The sequence below is a fragment of the Acidipropionibacterium jensenii genome (genome assembly GCF_005890135.1).
Taxonomy (GTDB): Bacteria; Actinomycetota; Actinomycetes; order Propionibacteriales; family Propionibacteriaceae; genus Acidipropionibacterium; species Acidipropionibacterium jensenii.
In genome coordinates, this window is the sequence record NZ_CP040635.1 from 1,966,980 (window position 1) to 1,985,700 (window position 18,721).

An 18,721-nucleotide genomic window follows, 5' to 3' on the forward strand; every position below is an offset into this window, starting at 1 on the left:
GACCGGCTGCCCGGTCAGTCGAACTCGGCCCCCGGGTCGATGACGTCGACCGGCAGCCCGGTGAGCGCGCTGAGCTGCTCGACCAGGGTGCGGTGCACCAGGATCACCAGGCCCTGAGGAGTGGCCGCCCTCATCTCCAGCGGACGTCGGAACAGCACCACCTTGGCCGGATGGTGCTCGTCGCCGTCCTGGGCCGAGGTGAGTGGCACGTGATCCTCGATGAAGGACTGCCTCTCGGGAACATCCTCGACACCCACCACCAGCCGGTCCAGGGCCGCCGGGCAGGTCTGTGAGATCCGCGCCAGGGCCGACCCGACGGCCTCCGCGAAGAACTCCGAGCGGGTCGGACGTGGCGAGGGCACCACCCCGCCGAGGGCGGCGGGCACGACCAGAGGTCCGCGCATTCCCCGGCCATGACGATCACGACGAGACGACATGCACCCCACGGTAGTGGTACCGGTGAGCACCGCGGCGTAGTCTCCGGCGGGTGAGAGAGTGTTCGCGGTCTGGCTGCTCGCGGCCAGCAGTGGCGACGTTGACCTACGTCTACGCCGAGTCCACCGTCGTCCTGGGGCCTCTCGGCCCGGCGCACGAGCCGGGCTCCTATGACCTGTGCCGGGAGCACTACGGGGTGATGTCGGCCCCCCGCGGCTGGGAGGTCATCCGACTGCCCGGGGTCGATGACGCCCCGGCGATCACCGCCGACGACGACCTGATGGCGCTGGCCCGAGCGGTGCGCGAGGCCGGCATGCTCGATGACGAGGTGATCCCCGACAGCCCCGTCGACCCCGATCCGGACTCCGTGCGGGTGGTCGCCCAGCGCGGCCACCTCAGCGTCATCGTCGACTCCTCGGCGCAGCCGGAGCCGCGACCTCGCCACGCCGGTCACCGGGGGCACTAGGCTGGGGACCCGATATCCCTATTGGTTCTGCATCCATGCGGGACCTGTTGCCGCACCGCTCCAGCAGACGGTGCGGCCCCGGGTCGGCCACGACCCGCAGGTCCTGCGATCGTGAGGAGTTGCGCCCGGCATGTCCGATCTTCCCGCCACACCTGAGGCTCTCGACCTGTCAGCGGCCTTCCTCGAGATTGCCGCCTGTCCGCAGTGTCACTCCAAGTTCGCCCTCGACTACGACCTGGGGGAGCTGGTCTGCTCCAGCCCCGACTGCGGCCTGGCCTTCCCGGTCCACGACGGGGTTCCCGACCTGAGGATCGACGCCGCCCGGCGTCCCGCCGATGAGGTGCCGGACCCCGCCCCGTCGACCGGCAGCACCGGGTCTGACCGCGCGGGGTCTGACAGCACCGGGTCTGACAGCACCGGCACCGATGCCGATCAGGGCGAGGCCGACCGGTGAGCGGCGCCTTCGAGGACTCCCGGCTCGAGACCTCCGCACTGCCCGGTCCGGCCGAGGCCGCACTGCGCTACCTGGCCAGCACAGGCGCACGGATCCGCTCCGACGCGACCGAGCTGGACGCCTCCGCCCGGCTGGCCGCCACCGATCTGGAGCGACCCCGCGGGGTGCTGGTGGTCGGCCCTGAGGCCAGACTGGTCCGCTCGGTGCTCGAACCGGTCTGTCCGGTTCCGATGGTCGCCTGGCCCTTCGATCGGCTGCCCGCCTGGGTGGGGCCGCTGGATCTCGTGGTCGCCCTGGACACCGAGACCGACCTGCTGGGTGCCGCCCCCGCCCAGTCCTGCCTGGAGTCGGTGGCCGAGGCCGAACGGCGCGGTGCGGGGATCCTGCTCGCCGGCCGCGACGGGTCCTCGGCCTGGCGGGCCGCCGGTCACCGCTCGGCGGTGCGGCTTCCGGTGCTCAGCGGCGACCCGATGTCGGCGGCGGTGGTGGTGCTGGCCCTGCTCGGCCAGATCGGGATCGGCCCGCACGTCGACCCGGAACAGGTCGCCCGGGCCGCTGACCTGGTCGCCGAGGCGGCCTCCCCCCACCACGACCTGGCCACCAATCCTGCCAAGGAGATGGCCTGCGCCCTGGCCGACGCCGACCCGCTGCTGTGGGGAGGGTCGGTACTGGCCGCGCGATCGGCCAGACGGTGCGCCGAGGCGCTGCGCCGGGCCAGCGGCAGGGCCGCCCTGTCCGCCGACGCCGACGCCCTGATGCCGGTGATCACCGGCACCCCGGTGCGCGACCCGTTCGCCGACCCGGAGATCGACGGTCTGCCCACCCGACCGGTGCTGGTCGTGATGGACGACGGCGAGGCCGGCGACGCCGAGGGCAGAGCGCGGCTGGAGGCCGCCTGCCGCCAGCACGACGTCTCCGCACGCAGGATCGGGCTGCCGCTGGGAATGGAGGAGGCCGGCCCGGTCGACCGCTACGTCACCCTGCTGCTGCAGGGCCGGTTCTCCGCGGCCTACCTGGCCCTGGGGCTCGACCGGCTGGTTCTCGACAGCAGGGCCGGCGCCCGATGAGCGCGGAGGAGGGCAGCAGGAGGGCGATCCTCGCCGCCGCGGCGGCGAACCTGGGAATCGCCGCGACGAAGTTCGTGGCCTGGGCCCTCACCGGCGCCTCCTCGATGCTCGCCGAGGCGATCCACTCCACCGCCGACACAGGCAACCAGGTGCTGCTGATCCTCGGGGGCCGGGCCTCCCGGCGGGAACCCGATGAGAACCACCCCTTCGGTCATGGGCGGGCCCGCTACCTGGCCGCCTTCATCGTCGCCATCGTGCTGTTCAGCCTCGGTGGGCTGTTCGCCCTCTACGAGTGCTACCAGAAGATCGTCGCGGTGCGTGCCGGGGAGCACGACGAGCTGGCCGCCTCCAGATGGTGGTGGATCCCCCTCGTGGTGGTGCTCGTCGCACTGGTCGCCGAGTTGCTGAGCCTGCGCACCGCGCTGAGGGAGACCCACCGGGCGCGCGCTCACCTGTCGGTGATCCAGTTCATCCGCCAGTCCAAGGCTCCCGAGCTGCCGGTGGTGATGCTGGAGGACTCCGCGGCCGTGCTCGGCCTGGTCTTCGCCCTGCTCGGCATCGGGCTCACCCTGATCACCGGCAACGACATCTTCGACGCCCTCGGCTCCGGGTGCATCGGCCTGCTGCTGGTGGTGGTCGCGGTGATCCTGGGCCGGGAGATGATCTCCCTGCTGGAGGGGGAGTCGGCCAGTCCTGCTGACCGAGAGGCGATCGGGACCGCGCTGACCGGCACCGACGGCGTCGAGCGGGTCATCCACATGCGCACCGTTCACCTGGGGCCCGAGACGGTTCTTCTGGCGGCCAAGATCGCGGTCGCGCCGGGGGACTCGGCCAGCGAGGTGGCGCGGATCATCGACGCCGCCGAGGCGAGGGTGCGTGCCGCGGTCCCCACCGTCGGGCCGCTCTACCTGGAACCTGACATTCTGCGAGGGGTCGAATCCCGCCCCGGTGCGCCTCGAGGTACGAAGGAGAACTGATCATGGCCACTCATGTCCTGGTGCTCAACGGTCCCAACCTGGGCCGGCTGGGTCGCCGCGAGCCTCAGATATACGGGACCCTCACCCATGCGGCGCTGCGCGAACACCTGGTCGCCGTCGGCCATGATCTCGGCCTGAGGGTCGATGTCCGCCAGACCGACGCCGAGGCCCAGATGATCGACTGGCTCCACGAGGCCGCCGACAACCGCATCCCGGTGGTCATCAACCCGGCCGCCTGGAGCCACTACTCGATCGCGATCGCCGACGCCGTCGCCCAGCTCGAGGCGCCCGCCATCGAGGTGCACCTGTCGAATATCGCGACCCGCGAGGAGTTCCGGCACCACAGCGTCGTCTCGGCCTATGTCACCGGCACCATCATCGGTCTCGGTGCCTCCGGCTACGACTACGCCCTCGAGCACATCACAGCGCTGATGGAACATCCCCAGGAGGACCTGCCCGAACCTCCTCAGATCAACCGTGGAGCGGTGCAGAGCGCCATCACCGGCGGACCCGACGCCGGCCTCGATCCCCGCAGCTGAGTCCCGCTGCAGGGCGGAGCGACGGGATCACCCACCGGCCGGCGGGTGATCCCGTCGCGAACTCGCGCGGAGCGGCGCAGGTTCAGCTCACTTGCCCGGCTTGCCTGGATTGAGGGACTCCCAGATCTCCTTGCACTCGGGGCAGACCGGGAACCGCTCGGGATTGCGGGTCGGCACCCACACCTTCCCGCACAGGGCGACCACCGGGGTGCCGTTGACCATCGCGTCGGTGAGTTTCGCCTTGGGAACATAATGCGAGAACCGCTCGGCGTCGCCGTCCTCGAATGCGGGTTGGGTCCGTTCATCGAGGACGGTCTCGGACCCGGGTGCAGACTGCGTACTCATGCCTGGATTGTAGGCTCGCCGGGATTCGCGCCCCGAGGCGATCGGCTGTTGGCGAAGCCCGGGTCCCACAGGGCCGCGGAGGGTCTCGCGGGCGTGGTTCGGATGGGTCCGCGTTGCCGTGGCGTGGGATAGTTGACGGGTGAGCAGTGAACAGCCGGACCGTGAGGAGACTCGACAGATGGTCGAGGGACAGGCCAGGCAACTGCCTCCGATGGGGTGGTACCCCGATCCGGCGGGCAGCAGGAAGGAACGGTACTGGGACGGGAACCGGTGGACCCGCAATCTGCGGTCCGCCCCCGAGGCGCCGAGGAGATCGCACTCCGGTGCGCTTCCCGAGTCCCTGGAGCCGATCCGGCGACGTCATCCCGATGAGCAGCCGCGACGCCGCGTCGTGCAGCGCCGCTCGGCCGGGGACTCCCAGTCGAGCCCCCAGAGTCCCAGTGGGTACGACCCCGATGAGTACCACTCCGCCTCCCGGGGCCCTGCTCAGCGCAATCCCTACGACGCCTACCGCTCGGGTGCGGCGTCGGGTCCCGGACGCCTGGACAGCACGACCTCCGATGGCGTCCCGCTGGCCGGATGGTGGTGGCGGGTGCTGGCCAGTCTCATCGACCAGGCCGTCATCTGGACGATCGTCTCGATCCTGCTGCGCGACCAGTGGCAGGCCTACATGACCGCTCTGGTGAAGGTCACGGCCGAGTACACGACCCCGGCCCAGCTGCTGTCCGCCCTTCAGAAGGACCCGAATCTGATGGTCACAGCGGGCCTCACCGGTCCGCTGTACACCCTGATGATCTATGCGATCTTCGGCCAGGCGATCTACCAGTTCGTGATGCTCGTCGCCTGCTCGGCATCGCTGGGCCAGCTCATCGCCGGTCTGCGGGTGGTGGAGGTCGGCAAGGGCCGGGAGCACAGCCGTCTGATCTGGTGGCGGGCGGCAGTGAGGGCCCTCACCTGGGGGATCGTCGAGGTGGTCAACATCTACCTCGGGATGCTCACCGTGCTCAGCTACCTGATGCCCCTGTTCCAGCGGCGACGCCAGACCCTCCACGACCTCGCCGGCGGCACCCAGGTGATCCGTCCGGTGCGTCGCTGAGGTCACCGGCCCCCACTCCCTGTTCCCAGATCCTCTGAAAGGCCCCCTGACATGTCTCTGTCCGATCCCGCCCTCCTCGCCCTGGCCGACCACTTCGGTGTTGCCCGGAGCTTCCAGGACTGGAAGGGTCGGCAGACCACCGTCTCCGAGGAGACCATCCGGGCGGTGCTGACCGCCCTGGGTGTCGACGTCAGCGCCCCCGACCGGGCCCTCAGGGAGGTCCGCGACCGCCCGTGGCGGCGCACCATCACCCCCTGCACCGTGCTGCGGGAGGGCCAGGAGGGCCGTGTCGACATCCACCTGCCGGCCGGGCAGTCGGTCGCGGTGCACATCGAGCTGGAGGACGGCACCCGTCGCGACTGCTGGCAGGTCGACAACTGGAACCCCGACCGGCTGCTGGACGACGGGTGGGTCGGGGAGGCCACCTTCGGGATCCCCGCCGATCTGCCACTGGGCTACCACACGGTCGTCGCGATCACCCCCGACCGACGGTCCACCGCCAGCCTCATCGTCACCCCCGGATGGCTTGGGCTGCCCACCCGGATGGGCTCGACCCGATCCTGGGGATACTCCACCCAGCTCTACTCGGTCCGCTCCCACGGCTCCTGGGGGGTCGGCGACCTCACCGACCTGGCGGACCTGGCGGTCTGGTCGGCCACCCAGGGGGCTGACTACCTGCTCATCAACCCGCTGCACGCCGCCGAGGTGGTGGCGCCGATGGAGCCCTCCCCCTACCTGCCCACCAGCCGGCTGTTCGTCAACCCGGTCTACATCCGGCCGGAGCTGGTTCCCGAGTACCAGGATCTGGACGAGGACGCCCGGGAACTGGCCCAGCGGGACCGCCAGCGGGTCTGCGAGAATCCGCACGCGATCGACCGGATCGACCGGGATGACTCCTGGACGGCCAAGAGGTCGGTCCTCGAGGAGATCCACGCCCTCGGGATGGAGCCGGCGCGAATGATGGCCTTCCAGGCCTTCCGCCGGACTCGCGGCCGTCGTCTGGACGACTACGCCGTCTGGTGCGCCCTCTCGGAGCGGCACGGCTCGGACTGGAAGCGCTGGCCCGAGGATCTCCAGCACCCCGACAGCCCGGCGGTGGCCGCCTTCGCCCGGGAGAACCCCGAGCGGGTGGAGTTCTACGAGTGGTTGCAGTGGGTGGCCGACCAGCAGCTCTCGGCGGCCGATCGGGCCGGTCGCGACTCCGGGATGCGGCTCGGGCTGATCTGCGATCTGGCGGTCGGGGTGAACGGCCACGGTGCCGACACCTGGATGCTGCCGAGCCTCTATGCGGAGGGGATCGGTGTGGGGGCCCCGCCGGACCAGTTCAACCAGTCCGGACAGGACTGGGGACAGCCGCCGATGCGCCCCGACGCGCTGGCCGAGATGTCCTACCAGCCCTTCCGCGAGATGGTCTCCACCGCTCTGCGGCACGCCGGAGGGGTCCGGATCGACCACATCCTGGGGCTGTTCCGACTGTGGTGGGTGCCCGCCGGGCTGGGGCCGCGCAATGGCACCTATGTGCGCTACGACCACGACGCGATGGTCGGAATCCTGGCCCTGGAGGCGCTGCGTGCCGGAGCCCTGGTGGTCGGTGAGGACCTGGGGACCGTGGAGCCCGGGGTGCGCGACTACCTGCGCGACCGCGGGATCCTGGGCACCTCGGTGATGTGGTTCGAGATGGACGGTTCCGGGCGGCCGCTGCCCCCGCAGGCCTGGCGCGAGTACGCGCTGTCCTCGGTCACCACCCACGATCTTCCGCCGACCGTGAGCTACCTGGCCGGCGAGCACGTCGATGCCCGCAACGAGCTGGGACTGCTCACCGAGCCGGTGGAGCAGGAGCGCGCCAACGCCGCCCGGGAACGCGCCCTGTGGGTCCAGGCGCTGCGCGACTGCGGTGCGCTGACCGTCGAGAATCCCAGCGACGAGGAGATCGTGGTGGCGATGCACCGGATGCTGAGGCAGACCCCCTCCAGAGTCCTCAACGTCGCTCTGACCGACGCGGTGGGGGACCGGCGGACCCAGAACATGCCGGGGACCACCGACCAGTACCCGAACTGGAGGGTGCCGCTCAGCGGTCCCGACGGGCGTCCGATGTGGCTGGAGGAGGTCTACACCAGCGAGCTGGCGGCCGAGTTCGCCGGCGTGCTCAACGACGGCTGAGCCCGGCACCGCCTCGTGAGGGGGCGCACAGCGGGGGCCCGGATCCGATCGGATCCGGGCCCCCGCTGTGCGCCTGGCGCGGTCGCCGTGGCGACGTTGATCAGGTCGCAGTGGCGACGTCGATCAGAGGGATCGACGTGGCGCAGTCACTCCGAGACGGCCTTCTTGAGGGTGCTCGATGCCGAGATCTTGACGGCCTTGTGGGCCGGGATGGTCATCGACTCGCCGGTGCGCGGGTTGCGCCCGTTGCGCGCCGGACGCTCGACCGACTCGGCGGTGAGCAGACCGGGAAGCTGAACCTTCTCGCCGTTCACCAGGGCGGTGGTGATGACGTCGGTGAGCGCCTTGACAGCTTCGTTGGCCTGGGTCTCGGTGAGCGAGGCCTCCTTGGCGATGGCCTTGATGAGCTCGGACTTGGTCATGGGGTCTCCTTGTATCTGACTACAGGGGCTGGCACGACCAGTTTGGCCGTCCCGCACGAGGGTGCCGTCGTCATCGGTCAGCGGGGCCGGTTTCGCCTGGCACGTTCTCTGAACTAGGACACTAACCGATCTGGGCTCGCAGTCAAGCTTCACACCGCCGTCAGACCCGCAGAAACAGCGGTTCTGATGCCCCCGGGGAGGTCTGGGAGAGGCCGAGTCAGAGTCCCTCGCCGATGATGGTGACCGGGCCGTCGGTGCCGGACCTGCCCATGATGGTGGGGATCGCCTGCTCCCCGCGGGAGATCCGCCGCCCCGACATCGGCAGCTCCTCCAGCCTGGCGCGGTGCCGGTCCCGGGCGGCCTGCAGGGGCTCGGCGCCGACCGTGACGCCGTCGGTGATGAGCGGGACGATGAGCTCCTGGTCTCCCGGCTGGTGGGCCGGCGGACGGTCGATACCGACCACCTCCGCGGTCGCCACGCCGTCGGGGCCGATCCGGCGCACGGCGAACTTGCGGCCTCCGACGGTCGACTTGTGGGAGGACTTCTTGGCCACCGGGACCATCGGGGCCGCCGGATCGTCGCTGGTGGCCCGGGCGACCAGTTTGTAGACGAAGCTGCAGGTCGGGGCCCCCGAGCCGGTGACCACCGAGGTCCCCACCCCGAAGCCGTCGACCGGGGATCCGCGCAGCGCGGCGATCTGCCACTCGTCGAGGTCGCTGGTGACGATGATCCGGGTCTCGGTGGCGCCCAGGTCGTCGAGCAGGTCGCGGACCTGACGGGCGACGATGGCCAGGTCCCCGGAGTCGATCCGCACCGCCCCGAGCCGGCCCCCGGTGAGCTCGACCCCGGTGCGCACCGCCTGCTCGATGTCGTAGGTGTCGACGAGCAGGGTGGTCTGGTCCCCGAAGGTGTCGAGCTGGGCGCGGAAGGCGTCCCGCTCGGAGTCGTTGAGCAGGGTGAAGGAATGGGCCGCGGTGCCGGAGGTGGGCACTCCGTAGCGCATCCCGGCGGCCAGGTTCGAGGTGGGACCGAAGCCGGCGATCCAGCAGGCCCGGGCCGCGGCCACCGCGGCCTCCTCATGGGTGCGCCGCGAGCCCATCTCGATGATCGAGCGGCCCTCGGCCATCAGCACCATCCGGGAGGCCGCCGAGGCGACCGCCGAGTCGTGGTTGTAGATGCTCAGCAGCAGGGTCTCCAGCAGACAGGCCTCGGCGAAGCTGCTCTCCACGGTGACCAGCGGGGATCCGGGGAAGTACAGCTCCCCCTCGGGGTAACCGTGGATCGAGCCGGTGAACTGGTACCCCGACAGCCACTGCGCCATCTGCTCGCTCACCACCTGGTGGCCGACCAGGAAGTCGATCTCCTCGGGCTCGAAGTGGAAGTCGGCGACGGCGTCCAGCATCCGTCCGACCCCGGCGACCACCCCGTAGCGCCGGCCCTCGGGAAGCCGACGGGGGAACAGCTCGAAGACGCAGGGGCGGAAGGCGGTGCCGGCCCGCATGGCCGCCTCGACCATGGTCAGCTCGTAGTGATCGGTGAGCAGTGCTGTCGACATGGGGCAACTCTATGGGGCCGACGGCATCGGGAACAGGTTGGCGGGCTGGAGAGGGGAGGCAGAATGGGGGCATGTCCCAAGCCGTTGACGGTCCGCAGGTGGCCGAGGTGCTGGTCGGACCGCGGTGCTCCCTGCCGGCCGGCGAGCCGACCGCGCAACGACTCGAGCAGCACGAGCCCGAGTGGACCACGGTGGTCTGGGACGACCCGATCAACCTGATGAGCTACGTCTCACGGGTCTTCGCGACCTACTTCGGCTATCCGCGTCCCAAGGCCCACGAGCTGATGATCCAGGTGCACAACGAGGGCAGCGCGGTGGTGGCCACCGGGTCCCGCGAGGAGATGGAGACGGCGGTCAGCGGCATGCACTCCTACGGCCTGTGGGCCACCCTCGGGAGGGTCGGTCGGTGAAGATGTCGACGGGGCAGCCGCCGTGGTCCCTGGAACTCGAACCGGAGGAGACCTGGCTGCTGGGGATCCTGCTGGACGTCTACCAGCCGCTGGTCGACCCCGACGACGAGGTCGACTCCGACGGTGAGGCCGACCGGACCGAGGATCTCGACGGGCCGGAGGACGGCGACGCCGACGACGACTGCTTCGACTTCTGGGAGTCCGATCTCAGCCCGACGGTGATCGACCGGGACCACGAGGACCCGGCGCTGCGCAGGCTGTTCCCCGACGCCTACCCCGACGACGCACTGGCCAGCGCGGAGTTCCGCCGGTTCACCCTGGCGGGCCAGCGACGCGAGCGGCTGGACGACATCGCCTTCCTGCGCCGGGCCCTGGATGCCCTGGACGAGGGCCCGCTGATCGTCCAGGAGTCCCAGATCGATCAGTGGCTGCGAGTCGCCAACGCCCTGCGACTGGTGCTGGCCAGCCGCCTGGGGATCGTCGATGAGATCACCGCCGACCAGGCCGAGCGGACCGCCGAGCAGGACCCCTCCGACATCGTCCATCCCGCCTACGAGTGGCTCGGGGTGCTCATCGAGATCCTCATCGAGGTGTCCTGGGGGCAGGACTGAGAGCCGCCCCAACAGCCCTTGTCCGGGTTCGGTTCGACCAATACCGACCCCCGGTTGGTTAGGGTCGCCTATCCTCACCTACACTCATCCGCATGAGTGAGAACCCGAGCCGTCGGCTCAACGGCGATGCCGATGGCCTCCGCCAGTCCCTGCGCGGCGAACCCCTTTCCAGCTGCCTGACCGGCGTGCCTCGTGTCCTGCAGGCCACCGGCGCCCGCCCCGAGATGGCCCGTCGGCTGGCCGCCCTGGGACTGCGCCGGGGCGCCCAGGTGACCCTGATGACACGCACCGCCGGTCGCGGCGGGATCGTCTCGGTGGCCGGGGCCCGGATCGCGCTGGACCACAGCATGCTCGCCAGCCTCTACACCACCGACGCGAGGGATGCCGCATGAGCCCCAAGGTTGCCGAGGACGCGATGCGGGAGCTGTCGGGCCACAAGCACCGACCGGTGATGTCGGCCAAGGCGTGCTGCTCCGAGGGTCCCGACGAGTCGGCCACCGGGGCACCGGTCGTCGCCCTGGCCGGAGCCCCCAATGTCGGCAAGTCCACCCTGTTCAACCTGCTCACCGGAGCGCGGGTGAGCATGGGCAACTGGCCCGGCACCACGGTGTCGGTGTCCCGCGGCGTGTGGCACACCCACCACACCCCGGGCGCCCCGTCCGACCAGGACTGCAGCTGCCCGGAGGGGCAGTGCCACTGCGACCACATGGCCGACCACGACCGCGACATCACCCTCATCGACCTGCCCGGCGCCTACAGCATCGACCCGATGAGCCCCGACGAGGCCCTCACCCGGGCCCTGCTGGTCGACTGCCCGCCCGCCGAGGCCCCCGACCTCGTGGTGGTCGTCGCAGACGCCGCCCACCTGTCGCGCAGCCTCTACCTCGTCGCCCAGCTGAGGGAGCGCCCGCTGCGTGTCGTGGTGGCCCTCACGATGGTCGACGTCGCCCGCCAGTACGGCATCGAGATCGACACCTGGGCGCTGTCGGACAAGCTCGGCGTCCCGGTGGTCTCTCTGGACCCGCGGCGGCGCCGCGGCCAGCAGACCCTGGCGATGGCGGTCCGCAACCAGCTGGACGACCTGCCCCCCTGCCCCCGCGAGATCGCCCTGGACCCGGCCGAGCTGAGTGTCGGTCCCGACGCGCTGCCCGCGACCCCCACGGACACCGCGGACACCGCCGGCACCGGCACGGCCGACGCGGCGGCCGCCGATGAGGACGCCGACCTGGCCCGCGAGGACGAGCGCTTCGCCTTCATCGAGGACGCCGTCGCCGGAGGCACCACGGTCTCCGGGGAGAACCGCAAGACCACCTCGGACAAGATCGACCGGTGGGTCACCCACAAGGTCTTCGGACCGATCATCTTCGCCGCCGTGATGTGGATCGTCTTCGAGGTGACGACCACCGTGGCGGCACCCTTCCAGGACTGGCTGGACTCCTTCTTCTCCGGGCCGGTCTCCGAGTGGACCCACGCCGGACTGGCGGCCATCGGGCTCGGCGACACCTGGGTCAACGGACTGCTGGTCGACGGCCTGATCGCCGGCGTCGGCACCGTGCTCACCTTCGCCCCGCTGATGGCGCTGATGTTCATCCTGCTGGCGATCCTGGAGGACTCCGGGTACATGGCCCGCGCGGCCGTGGTCACCGACCGGATGATGCGCCGGATCGGACTGCCCGGCCGGGCCTTCATCCCGCTCATCGTCGGCTTCGGCTGCAATGTGCCGGCCATCTCGGCCACCCGTGCGCTGCCCCAGGCCCGCCAGCGGATCCTCACCTCGCTGCTGGTCCCGTTCACCTCCTGCACCGCCCGGCTCACCGTCTACGTGATGCTCGCCAGCACCTTCTTCCCGAAGATGGCCGGCACGGTGTGCTTTATCATGTACCTCGTCTCGATCGTTCTGGTGGTCCTCATCGGGATGGCGCTGCGCAAGACCCTGTGGCGCACGATGGGTTCCGAGCCGCTGGTGCTCGATCTGCCCCCCTACCAGGTGCCCACCGCCCGGCTCACCGCCAGCGTCACCTGGGTGCGCCTCAAGGGATTCCTGCGCACCGCCTCCGGCATCATCGTGGTCGCGGTGGCCGCGGTCTGGCTGCTGCAGTCGATCCCGGTCGTCGGAGGGGCGGGGTTCGGCGAGGCCGCCCCCGAGGACTCGGCCTTCGGGGTCGGGGCCTCCGCCGTCGCGCCGGTCTTCGAGCCCGCCGGATTCGGATCCTGGCAGACCTCCTCGGCGCTGGTCGTCGGGTTCGTCGCCAAGGAGGCCGTGCTGTCCTCGTGGGCCCAGACCTATGCGGTCGACGATCCCGAGGAGACCGGCAACGAGACCCCGCTGCAGGCCAAGGTGGTGGAGTCCTTCGAGCAGAGTTCGGGAGGACACACCTATCCCGCGGTCTGGGCCTTCCTGTTCTTCATGCTCTCCTACACCCCCTGCGTGGCGACCCTGGCCGTCCAGAAACGTGAGATCGGCATCGGTTGGACGCTCTTCGGTCTGGCGATGCAGCTCGCGGTGGCCTACATCGGCGCGGTCGCGATCTTCCAGATCGGCAGTCTGCTGTGGTGAGGGATGCCGGCACCGGGACCCTTCCCGACGAGACGACAGGCGGCAGGACGGCAGCGTCCTCCGAGGCGGGGACAACCGCTCCCGCCAGGCCCGTCCGCCCGCTCAGCCAGGTGCTGGCCGCCTTCCGGGCCGGCGCCGTCAGCCTCGACGAGATCGCCGAGAGGACCGGGCTGCCGGGCACCATCGTGCGCACCAGCGTCGCCCATCTGATCCGGATGGGGCGGATCGAGGCCCGCGAACTGTCGATGGGATGCCCCGGAGGGGGATGCGCCTCCTGCGCCTCGGCGCACACCGACGGCACCCCCGGGTGCGGTGCGGCCGGACCCTCCCAGGCCCGGCGGGGGCCCGTCCTGGTGCAGCTGAGTCTGCGCCGGTGAACGCTCCGTCGTAGGCTGGCACACCGTGAGCGATGATCCGGCCGGACCTGACGAGAACACCGTCGACTCACCGATCGGGGTCTTCGACTCCGGTTTCGGTGGGCTGACGGTGGCCCGGGCCGCCGTGGACCTGATGCCCAACGAGGACATCATCTATCTCGGCGACACGGCCCGGGCGCCCTACGGCGAGAAGCACATCGCCCAGGTCCGCCACTACGCCCTGCAGTGCCTCGACCGGCTCAACACGCACGGTGTCAAGGCCTTGGTGATCGCCTGCAACACCGCCTCCTCGGCGGTGCTGCGCGATGCCCGGGAGCGCTACGACGTGCCGGTCATCGACGTCATCATGCCCGCCGCCCGGCGCGCCTCGCTGGTCACCCGCAACGGTCGGATCGGGGTGATCTGCACCGAGGCGACCGCCCGATCGCGGTCCTACGAGGATGCCCTGGCCGCGGTGCCGGGGGTCCGCCTGACCACCTCCCCCTGCCCCCGGTTCGTCGAGTTCGTCGAGCGGGGGATCACCGGCGGCCCCGAGCTGGAGGCGGTGGCGCGCCAGTACCTGGCGCCGATCCGGGAGGCCGGCTGCGACACCGTGATCCTGGGGTGCACCCACTACCCGCTGCTGGCCGGTCTGATCAGTATGACCCTGGGCGACGAGGTGACCCTGGTGTCCTCCTCCGAGGAGTGCGCCCGGGCCTCCTACGCGGTCCTCACCCGGCGCGGCATCCTGCACACCGCCCCGAGGGAGCCGAGCCGCTACTTCCTCACCACCGGAAACGCCGAGAAGTTCGAACGGCTGGGACGCCGGCTGATGCAGGGATTCGTCCGCGACGTGCACCGAGTGGGGATGGACGAGACGCCGGCCCTGCTGGGCGACCGGGCCTTCGTGCGCTCCGCCGACGAGCCGGTCTCCTGAGGATCGTCCGTCGCCGGCACCCCGTTGACCGGAGCGCGGTCGGCCCCAGGATCTCGGCCGCCAGAAGTGTCGGCGGTGACCGCTACCCTTGGCGGCGTGACTGATTCTTCATCCAAGACCCGTGTCGACGGCCGTGACCTGGACCAGATGCGTCCGGTCTCCATCAAGCGTTCCTGGCTCTCCCAGGCCGAGGGCTCGGTGCTGGTGACCTTCGGACGCACCACCGTGCTGTGCAACGCCTCGGTCACCGAGGGGGTCCCGCGCTGGCGCAAGGGGTCGGGGCTCGGCTGGGTCACCGCGGAGTACGAGATGCTTCCGCGGGCCACCAACGACCGCAGCCCGCGAGAGTCCCGCAAGGGCAAGATCGGTGGCCGCACCCACGAGATCTCCCGGCTGGTCGGCCGCTCCCTGCGGGCCGTCGTCGACTACAAGGCCCTCGGCGAGAACACCATCGTGCTGGACTGCGACGTCCTGCAGGCCGACGGCGGGACCCGCACGGCCTCGATCACCGGCGGCTACGTGGCCCTGTGGGACGCCATCGCCTGGCTGCGCGAGCGCGGATCCCTGGCCGGGGAGCCGCTGACCGGATCGGTGCAGGCGATCAGCGCCGGCCTGGTGGGCGGGGTCCCGATGCTCGACCTGGCCTATGAGGAGGACTCCCGGGCCGACACCGACATGAACATCGTGATGTCGGGGGACGGCGATTTCGTGGAGATCCAGGGCACCGCCGAGGGGGCCCCGTTCAACCGGTACCTGCTCGGCCAGCTGCTCGACCTGGGGACCAAGGGCTGCGCCGAGCTCAAGGCCGCCCAGCAGGAGGCCCTGAAGGTGGAGCTGTGAGCCGCGTCGTGCTGGCCTCCCACAACCGGGCCAAACTCGTCGAGCTGTCGCGGACCTTCCAGGCCGCCGGCTCCGACGTCGAGGTGGTCTCCGTCGATGAGGTGCTCCGCTACCCGCCGCCCGCCGAGACCGGCGCCAGTTTCGTCGAGAATGCCCTCATCAAGGCCCGGGCCGCCGCCGAGCGCACCGGACTGCCGGCTCTGGCCGACGACTCGGGGATCGAGGTCGACGCCCTCAACAGGATGCCCGGCATCCGGTCGGCCCGCTGGTCGGGGCCCGAGGCCACCGACGCCGGGAACCTCCAGCTGCTGCTGGACCAGACCTTCGATCTGCCGGCCGAGCGCAGCACCGCCCGGTTCGTCTGCGCGATGGCCTTCGTCGACCCGGACGGCACCGAACTCACCGAGACCGCGACCATGGAGGGCCGGGTGATCCACCAGGCCCGCGGCACCAACGGTTTCGGCTACGACCCGATGTTCGTTCCCGACGAGCAGCAGGGATCCCTCACCAGCGCCGAGCTGAGCCCGGCGGCCAAGGACGCCATCAGTCACCGCGGCAGGGCGGTGCGCGCCATCGTGCCGGCGGTCATCGCCCACCTGCACGCCAAGGAGAGCTGAGATGCAGCAGTACCTCGACCTGCTGCGCCGGATCCTCACCGAGGGGTCCCGCCGCCAGGACCGCACCGGCACCGGGACGCTGAGCGTCTTCGGACACCAGATGCGCTTCGACCTGCGCCAGGGATTCCCACTGGTCACCACCAAGAGGATCTACACCCGGGCGGTCTTCGGGGAGCTGCTGTGGTTCCTGCGGGGGGACACCAATGTCTCCTGGCTCCACGACAACAACATCCACATCTGGGACGAGTGGGCCGACGAGAAGGGCGAGCTGGGGCCGATCTACGGCCACCAGTGGCGGTCCTGGCCCGATCTTCACGGGGGCAGCATCGACCAGATCGCCCGGGTCATCGAGCAGATCCGCACCGACCCCTGGTCGCGGCGTCACATCGTCAGCGCCTGGAACCCGGCCGAGGTCGACGAGATGGCACTGCCGCCCTGCCACACGATGTTCCAGTTCTACGTGACCGGCGACGACTCCGGGAGGCCTGCCTGGCTGTCCTGTCAGCTCTACCAGCGCAGCGGTGACACCTTCCTGGGGGTGCCCTTCAACATCGCCTCCTACGCCCTGCTGACCCACCTGGTCGCCCGGCTCACCGGGCTGCGACCCCTGGAGTTCGTCCACACCCTCGGCGACGCCCACCTCTACCTCAACCATCTCGACCAGGTCCACGAGCAGCTGGGCAGGACCCCCAGGGCGCTGCCCCGGCTGGTGCTCAGTCCCGACATCTCATCCATCGACGCGGTGGAGCTGTCCGACATCAGCATCGAGGGATACGACCCCTACCCGGCCATCAAGGCCCCGATCGCGGTCTGAACGATGAACGCGCACACGCCGATGCAGGTGATCGCCATCGCCGCGGTGGCCGACGACGGGTCGATCGGCTCGGGGGAGGACATGCTGTGGCACATCCCCGAGGACTTCCGACGGTTCAAGAGGGTGACGATGGGCCACACCCTGGTCTTCGGCCGACGGACCTTCGAGCAGATCGGCAGGCTTCCCGGGCGCCGGCACATCGTGTGCACCCGGGACCGGTCCTGGTCGGCGCAGGGGGTCGACGTCGCCCACTCGGTGCCCCGGGCCGTGGAGATGGCCCGACAGGCCGGTGAACAGATCTGCTACATCGCCGGTGGGGCGCAGATCTACGCCGACGCCCTCGGCCTGTGCACCGGCCTGGACATCACCGAGGTGCACCGCCGACCCGGCGGTGCGGCGCGGTTCCCGCAGATCACCCCCGACAGCTGGCGGGAGGTCTCCCGCCAGCGGCACGAGGGATTCGACTTCGTGCAGTACCTGCCGGTCCGGGCCGCCGGCGAGGACTGAGCGATGCGCTCCCGGGCGTCGGTCCTGCACCTGGACATGGACGCCTTCTTCGCCTCGGTGGAGCAGCGCGACAAGCCGTCGTTGAGGGGCAAGGCGGTCATCGTCGGGGGAACCAGCGGCCGCGGCGTCGTCTCGACCGCCTCCTACGAGGCGCGCGCCTTCGGGGTGCACTCGGCGATGCCGAGCGCCCAGGCCCGCCACCTGGCCCCTCAGGCCGCCTTCCTGTCGGGCCGCTTCGAGGCCTACCGGGAGTCCAGCCGAGTGGTGATGGGGCTGCTCCACGAGGTCTCCCCACTGGTGGAGCCGCTGAGCCTGGACGAGGCCTTCGTCGACCTGGAGTTCGCCGACATCGACACCGGGGATGTCGCAGCGGTGCGCAGACTGGCCGCCACCCTGCGCCACCAGGTGGCCGGGCGGACCGAGGGCCTCACCTGCTCGGTCGGGATCGGCTCAAGCAAGTTCATGGCCAAGGTCGCCTCCGAGATGGCCAAGCCCGGCCGGGGGCACCAGGACCATGTCGTGCTGGTCGAACCCGGCACCGAGGCCGACGTCATCGCCCCGCTGCCGGTCCGCGCGATACCCGGGGTGGGGCCGGTGGCGGCGGCCCGGCTGGACCGACTGGGAATGAAGAAGGTCGCCGACATCCGGCAGGCCTCCCGGGAGGAGCTGGTCCGGGAACTGGGTCAGGCCTGGGGGGCCGGTCTGGCCGATCTGGCCCTGGCCCGCGACGACCGCCCGGTGATCTCCTCACGGGAGGCGAAGTCCATCTCGGTGGAGGACACCTTCGAGCACGACCTCACCGACCGGGCCGAGTGCGAGCGGGTGGTCGACCGGGACGCCGCGCTGGTCTGCGCCCGGCTGCAGCACTCGGGGCGGTTCGCCCGCACGGTGACCCTCAAGGCCAAGATGTCGGACTTCAGCATCTGGTCGCGGTCGGTGACGATGACCGGGGCCACCGACTCCGCCGAGCGGGTCCGACGGATGGCCCGGCACCTGCTCGGATCACTGGACCTGAGGGAGGGGGTCCGGCTGCTCGGGGTGGGGGTGGCGAACTTCACCACCTCCGCCCAGGAGGAGCTCTTCGCGGTCGACGACCACGGAACACTGGTGGAGGACGTCGACCGGCTGCCGACGGTCGAGGGACCGTTGGGAGGACTGGCCGCCGGTCCCTTCGGCAGGCGACGGTCGATGGACGAGGGGATGCACCACTGGCGTCCCGGCGCCGATGTGGAGCACACCCGCTGGGGTCGCGGCTGGGTGTGGGGGTCGGGCCACGACGTGGTGACGGTGCGCTTCGAGTGCCGGGGGTCCAGCATCGGCCGGGTCCGTTCGATGGCGGCCGACGATCCCCAGATCAGCCGGGCCGACCCGCTGCCACTGGCCTGGACGCTGGACCACCGGGTGACCACGGTCGACGAGGATCCCGGCGTCGACCCGACGACACCTGACTGACCCGACGCAGTCGAGGCGGCCCGATCTCAGCCCAGCCACACATCCCGACAGGATGAGACAATCCCCCTCCGACAAGGATAAACATCCTTGTCGGAGGGGGATTG

21 protein-coding genes and 1 pseudogene are annotated in these 18,721 nt (G+C 70.6%); 18 read left to right on the forward strand and 4 right to left on the reverse strand.

Going from position 1 to position 18,721, the window contains the following annotated elements:
• Positions 1 to 14 precede the first annotated feature (14 nt).
• Positions 15 to 437 carry a metallopeptidase family protein gene (locus tag FEZ32_RS08705; protein ID WP_097799796.1) on the reverse strand — a complete coding sequence of 141 codons (423 nt, stop codon included), beginning with the start codon at positions 435 to 437 and terminating at the stop codon, positions 15 to 17.
• A gap of 89 nt (positions 438 to 526) precedes the next feature.
• On the opposite strand from FEZ32_RS08705, the gene FEZ32_RS08710 reads away from it, so the two are divergent.
• From FEZ32_RS08710 to aroQ, 5 genes and pseudogenes are all read left to right on the forward strand, one after another.
• The gene (locus tag FEZ32_RS08710) at positions 527 to 901 is read left to right on the forward strand and encodes a DUF3499 domain-containing protein (RefSeq protein WP_051238245.1); all 375 of its coding nucleotides are present in this window, start codon (positions 527 to 529) and stop codon (positions 899 to 901) included.
• Positions 902 to 1,031: 130 nt separating this feature from the next.
• On the forward strand, positions 1,032 to 1,355 hold the full coding sequence (locus FEZ32_RS14145; RefSeq protein WP_331855824.1) for a Trm112 family protein: 324 nt from the start codon (positions 1,032 to 1,034) through the stop codon (positions 1,353 to 1,355).
• Positions 1,352 to 2,422: a phosphoheptose isomerase gene (locus tag FEZ32_RS08720; RefSeq protein ID WP_126412789.1), complete on the forward strand. Its 1,071-nt coding sequence runs from the start codon at positions 1,352 to 1,354 to the stop codon at positions 2,420 to 2,422. The genes FEZ32_RS14145 and FEZ32_RS08720 overlap by 4 nt, the downstream gene beginning before the upstream one ends.
• Entirely contained in the window at positions 2,419 to 3,399 is a 981-nt protein-coding gene (locus FEZ32_RS08725; RefSeq protein ID WP_138680419.1) for a cation diffusion facilitator family transporter, read from the forward strand. Before FEZ32_RS08720 ends, FEZ32_RS08725 begins: the two co-directional genes overlap by 4 nt.
• A gap of 2 nt (positions 3,400 to 3,401) precedes the next feature.
• A pseudogene (aroQ, locus tag FEZ32_RS08730) lies at positions 3,402 to 3,812 on the forward strand (type II 3-dehydroquinate dehydratase); the annotation flags it as partial.
• Positions 3,813 to 4,025: 213 nt separating this feature from the next.
• On the opposite strand, the gene FEZ32_RS08735 reads toward aroQ, so the two are convergent.
• Complete coding sequence (locus tag FEZ32_RS08735) at positions 4,026 to 4,283, reverse strand: DUF3039 domain-containing protein (protein ID WP_028702912.1); 258 nt, start codon at positions 4,281 to 4,283, stop codon at positions 4,026 to 4,028.
• Between the two features lie 139 nt (positions 4,284 to 4,422).
• Here FEZ32_RS08735 and FEZ32_RS13555 point away from each other — a divergent pair, with 139 nt between their 5' ends.
• Positions 4,423 to 5,379: an RDD family protein gene (locus tag FEZ32_RS13555; protein ID WP_127843588.1), complete on the forward strand. Its 957-nt coding sequence runs from the start codon at positions 4,423 to 4,425 to the stop codon at positions 5,377 to 5,379.
• Positions 5,380 to 5,430: 51 nt separating this feature from the next.
• On the forward strand, positions 5,431 to 7,539 hold the full coding sequence (gene malQ, locus FEZ32_RS08745) for a 4-alpha-glucanotransferase (protein WP_138680420.1): 2,109 nt from the start codon (positions 5,431 to 5,433) through the stop codon (positions 7,537 to 7,539).
• Positions 7,540 to 7,685: 146 nt separating this feature from the next.
• Here the strand turns inward: malQ and FEZ32_RS08750 are convergent, their stop codons facing one another.
• The gene (locus FEZ32_RS08750) at positions 7,686 to 7,961 is read right to left on the reverse strand and encodes an HU family DNA-binding protein (RefSeq protein WP_028702915.1); all 276 of its coding nucleotides are present in this window, start codon (positions 7,959 to 7,961) and stop codon (positions 7,686 to 7,688) included.
• A 217-nt stretch (positions 7,962 to 8,178) separates the two neighbouring features.
• Positions 8,179 to 9,516, reverse strand: a complete 1,338-nt coding sequence (locus FEZ32_RS08755; protein ID WP_028702916.1) for a nicotinate phosphoribosyltransferase — start codon at positions 9,514 to 9,516, stop codon at positions 8,179 to 8,181.
• Between the two features lie 71 nt (positions 9,517 to 9,587).
• Here FEZ32_RS08755 and clpS point away from each other — a divergent pair, with 71 nt between their 5' ends.
• From clpS to FEZ32_RS08810, 11 genes are all read left to right on the forward strand, one after another.
• Positions 9,588 to 9,926, forward strand: a complete 339-nt coding sequence (gene clpS, locus FEZ32_RS08760; protein WP_138680421.1) for an ATP-dependent Clp protease adapter ClpS — start codon at positions 9,588 to 9,590, stop codon at positions 9,924 to 9,926.
• 2 nt (positions 9,927 to 9,928) lie between these two features.
• Entirely contained in the window at positions 9,929 to 10,537 is a 609-nt protein-coding gene (locus FEZ32_RS08765) for a DUF2017 family protein (RefSeq protein WP_138680902.1), read from the forward strand.
• Positions 10,538 to 10,629: 92 nt separating this feature from the next.
• Positions 10,630 to 10,929, forward strand: coding sequence for a FeoA family protein (locus tag FEZ32_RS08770; RefSeq protein ID WP_036981323.1), 300 nt, complete (start codon positions 10,630 to 10,632; stop codon positions 10,927 to 10,929).
• Positions 10,926 to 13,094, forward strand: coding sequence for a ferrous iron transport protein B (gene feoB, locus FEZ32_RS08775; protein WP_217496593.1), 2,169 nt, complete (start codon positions 10,926 to 10,928; stop codon positions 13,092 to 13,094). Before FEZ32_RS08770 ends, feoB begins: the two co-directional genes overlap by 4 nt.
• Complete coding sequence (locus FEZ32_RS08780; protein WP_161626006.1) at positions 13,091 to 13,471, forward strand: FeoC-like transcriptional regulator; 381 nt, start codon at positions 13,091 to 13,093, stop codon at positions 13,469 to 13,471. The genes feoB and FEZ32_RS08780 overlap by 4 nt, the downstream gene beginning before the upstream one ends.
• 25 nt (positions 13,472 to 13,496) lie before the next feature.
• Positions 13,497 to 14,387, forward strand: coding sequence for a glutamate racemase (gene murI / locus FEZ32_RS08785; protein ID WP_138680422.1), 891 nt, complete (start codon positions 13,497 to 13,499; stop codon positions 14,385 to 14,387).
• A 147-nt stretch (positions 14,388 to 14,534) separates the two neighbouring features.
• A complete protein-coding gene (gene rph, locus FEZ32_RS08790) occupies positions 14,535 to 15,227 on the forward strand; it encodes a ribonuclease PH (protein ID WP_236082617.1) in 693 nt (230 codons plus the stop codon).
• Positions 15,224 to 15,844: a non-canonical purine NTP pyrophosphatase gene (locus FEZ32_RS08795; RefSeq protein ID WP_097798513.1), complete on the forward strand. Its 621-nt coding sequence runs from the start codon at positions 15,224 to 15,226 to the stop codon at positions 15,842 to 15,844. Before rph ends, FEZ32_RS08795 begins: the two co-directional genes overlap by 4 nt.
• A gap of 1 nt (position 15,845) precedes the next feature.
• A complete protein-coding gene (locus FEZ32_RS08800; RefSeq protein WP_097798514.1) occupies positions 15,846 to 16,658 on the forward strand; it encodes a thymidylate synthase in 813 nt (270 codons plus the stop codon).
• A gap of 21 nt (positions 16,659 to 16,679) precedes the next feature.
• Positions 16,680 to 17,165, forward strand: coding sequence for a dihydrofolate reductase (locus tag FEZ32_RS08805; protein ID WP_097798515.1), 486 nt, complete (start codon positions 16,680 to 16,682; stop codon positions 17,163 to 17,165).
• Between the two features lie 3 nt (positions 17,166 to 17,168).
• On the forward strand, positions 17,169 to 18,617 hold the full coding sequence (locus FEZ32_RS08810; protein WP_138680423.1) for a DNA polymerase IV: 1,449 nt from the start codon (positions 17,169 to 17,171) through the stop codon (positions 18,615 to 18,617).
• Positions 18,618 to 18,721: the final 104 nt, after the last annotated feature.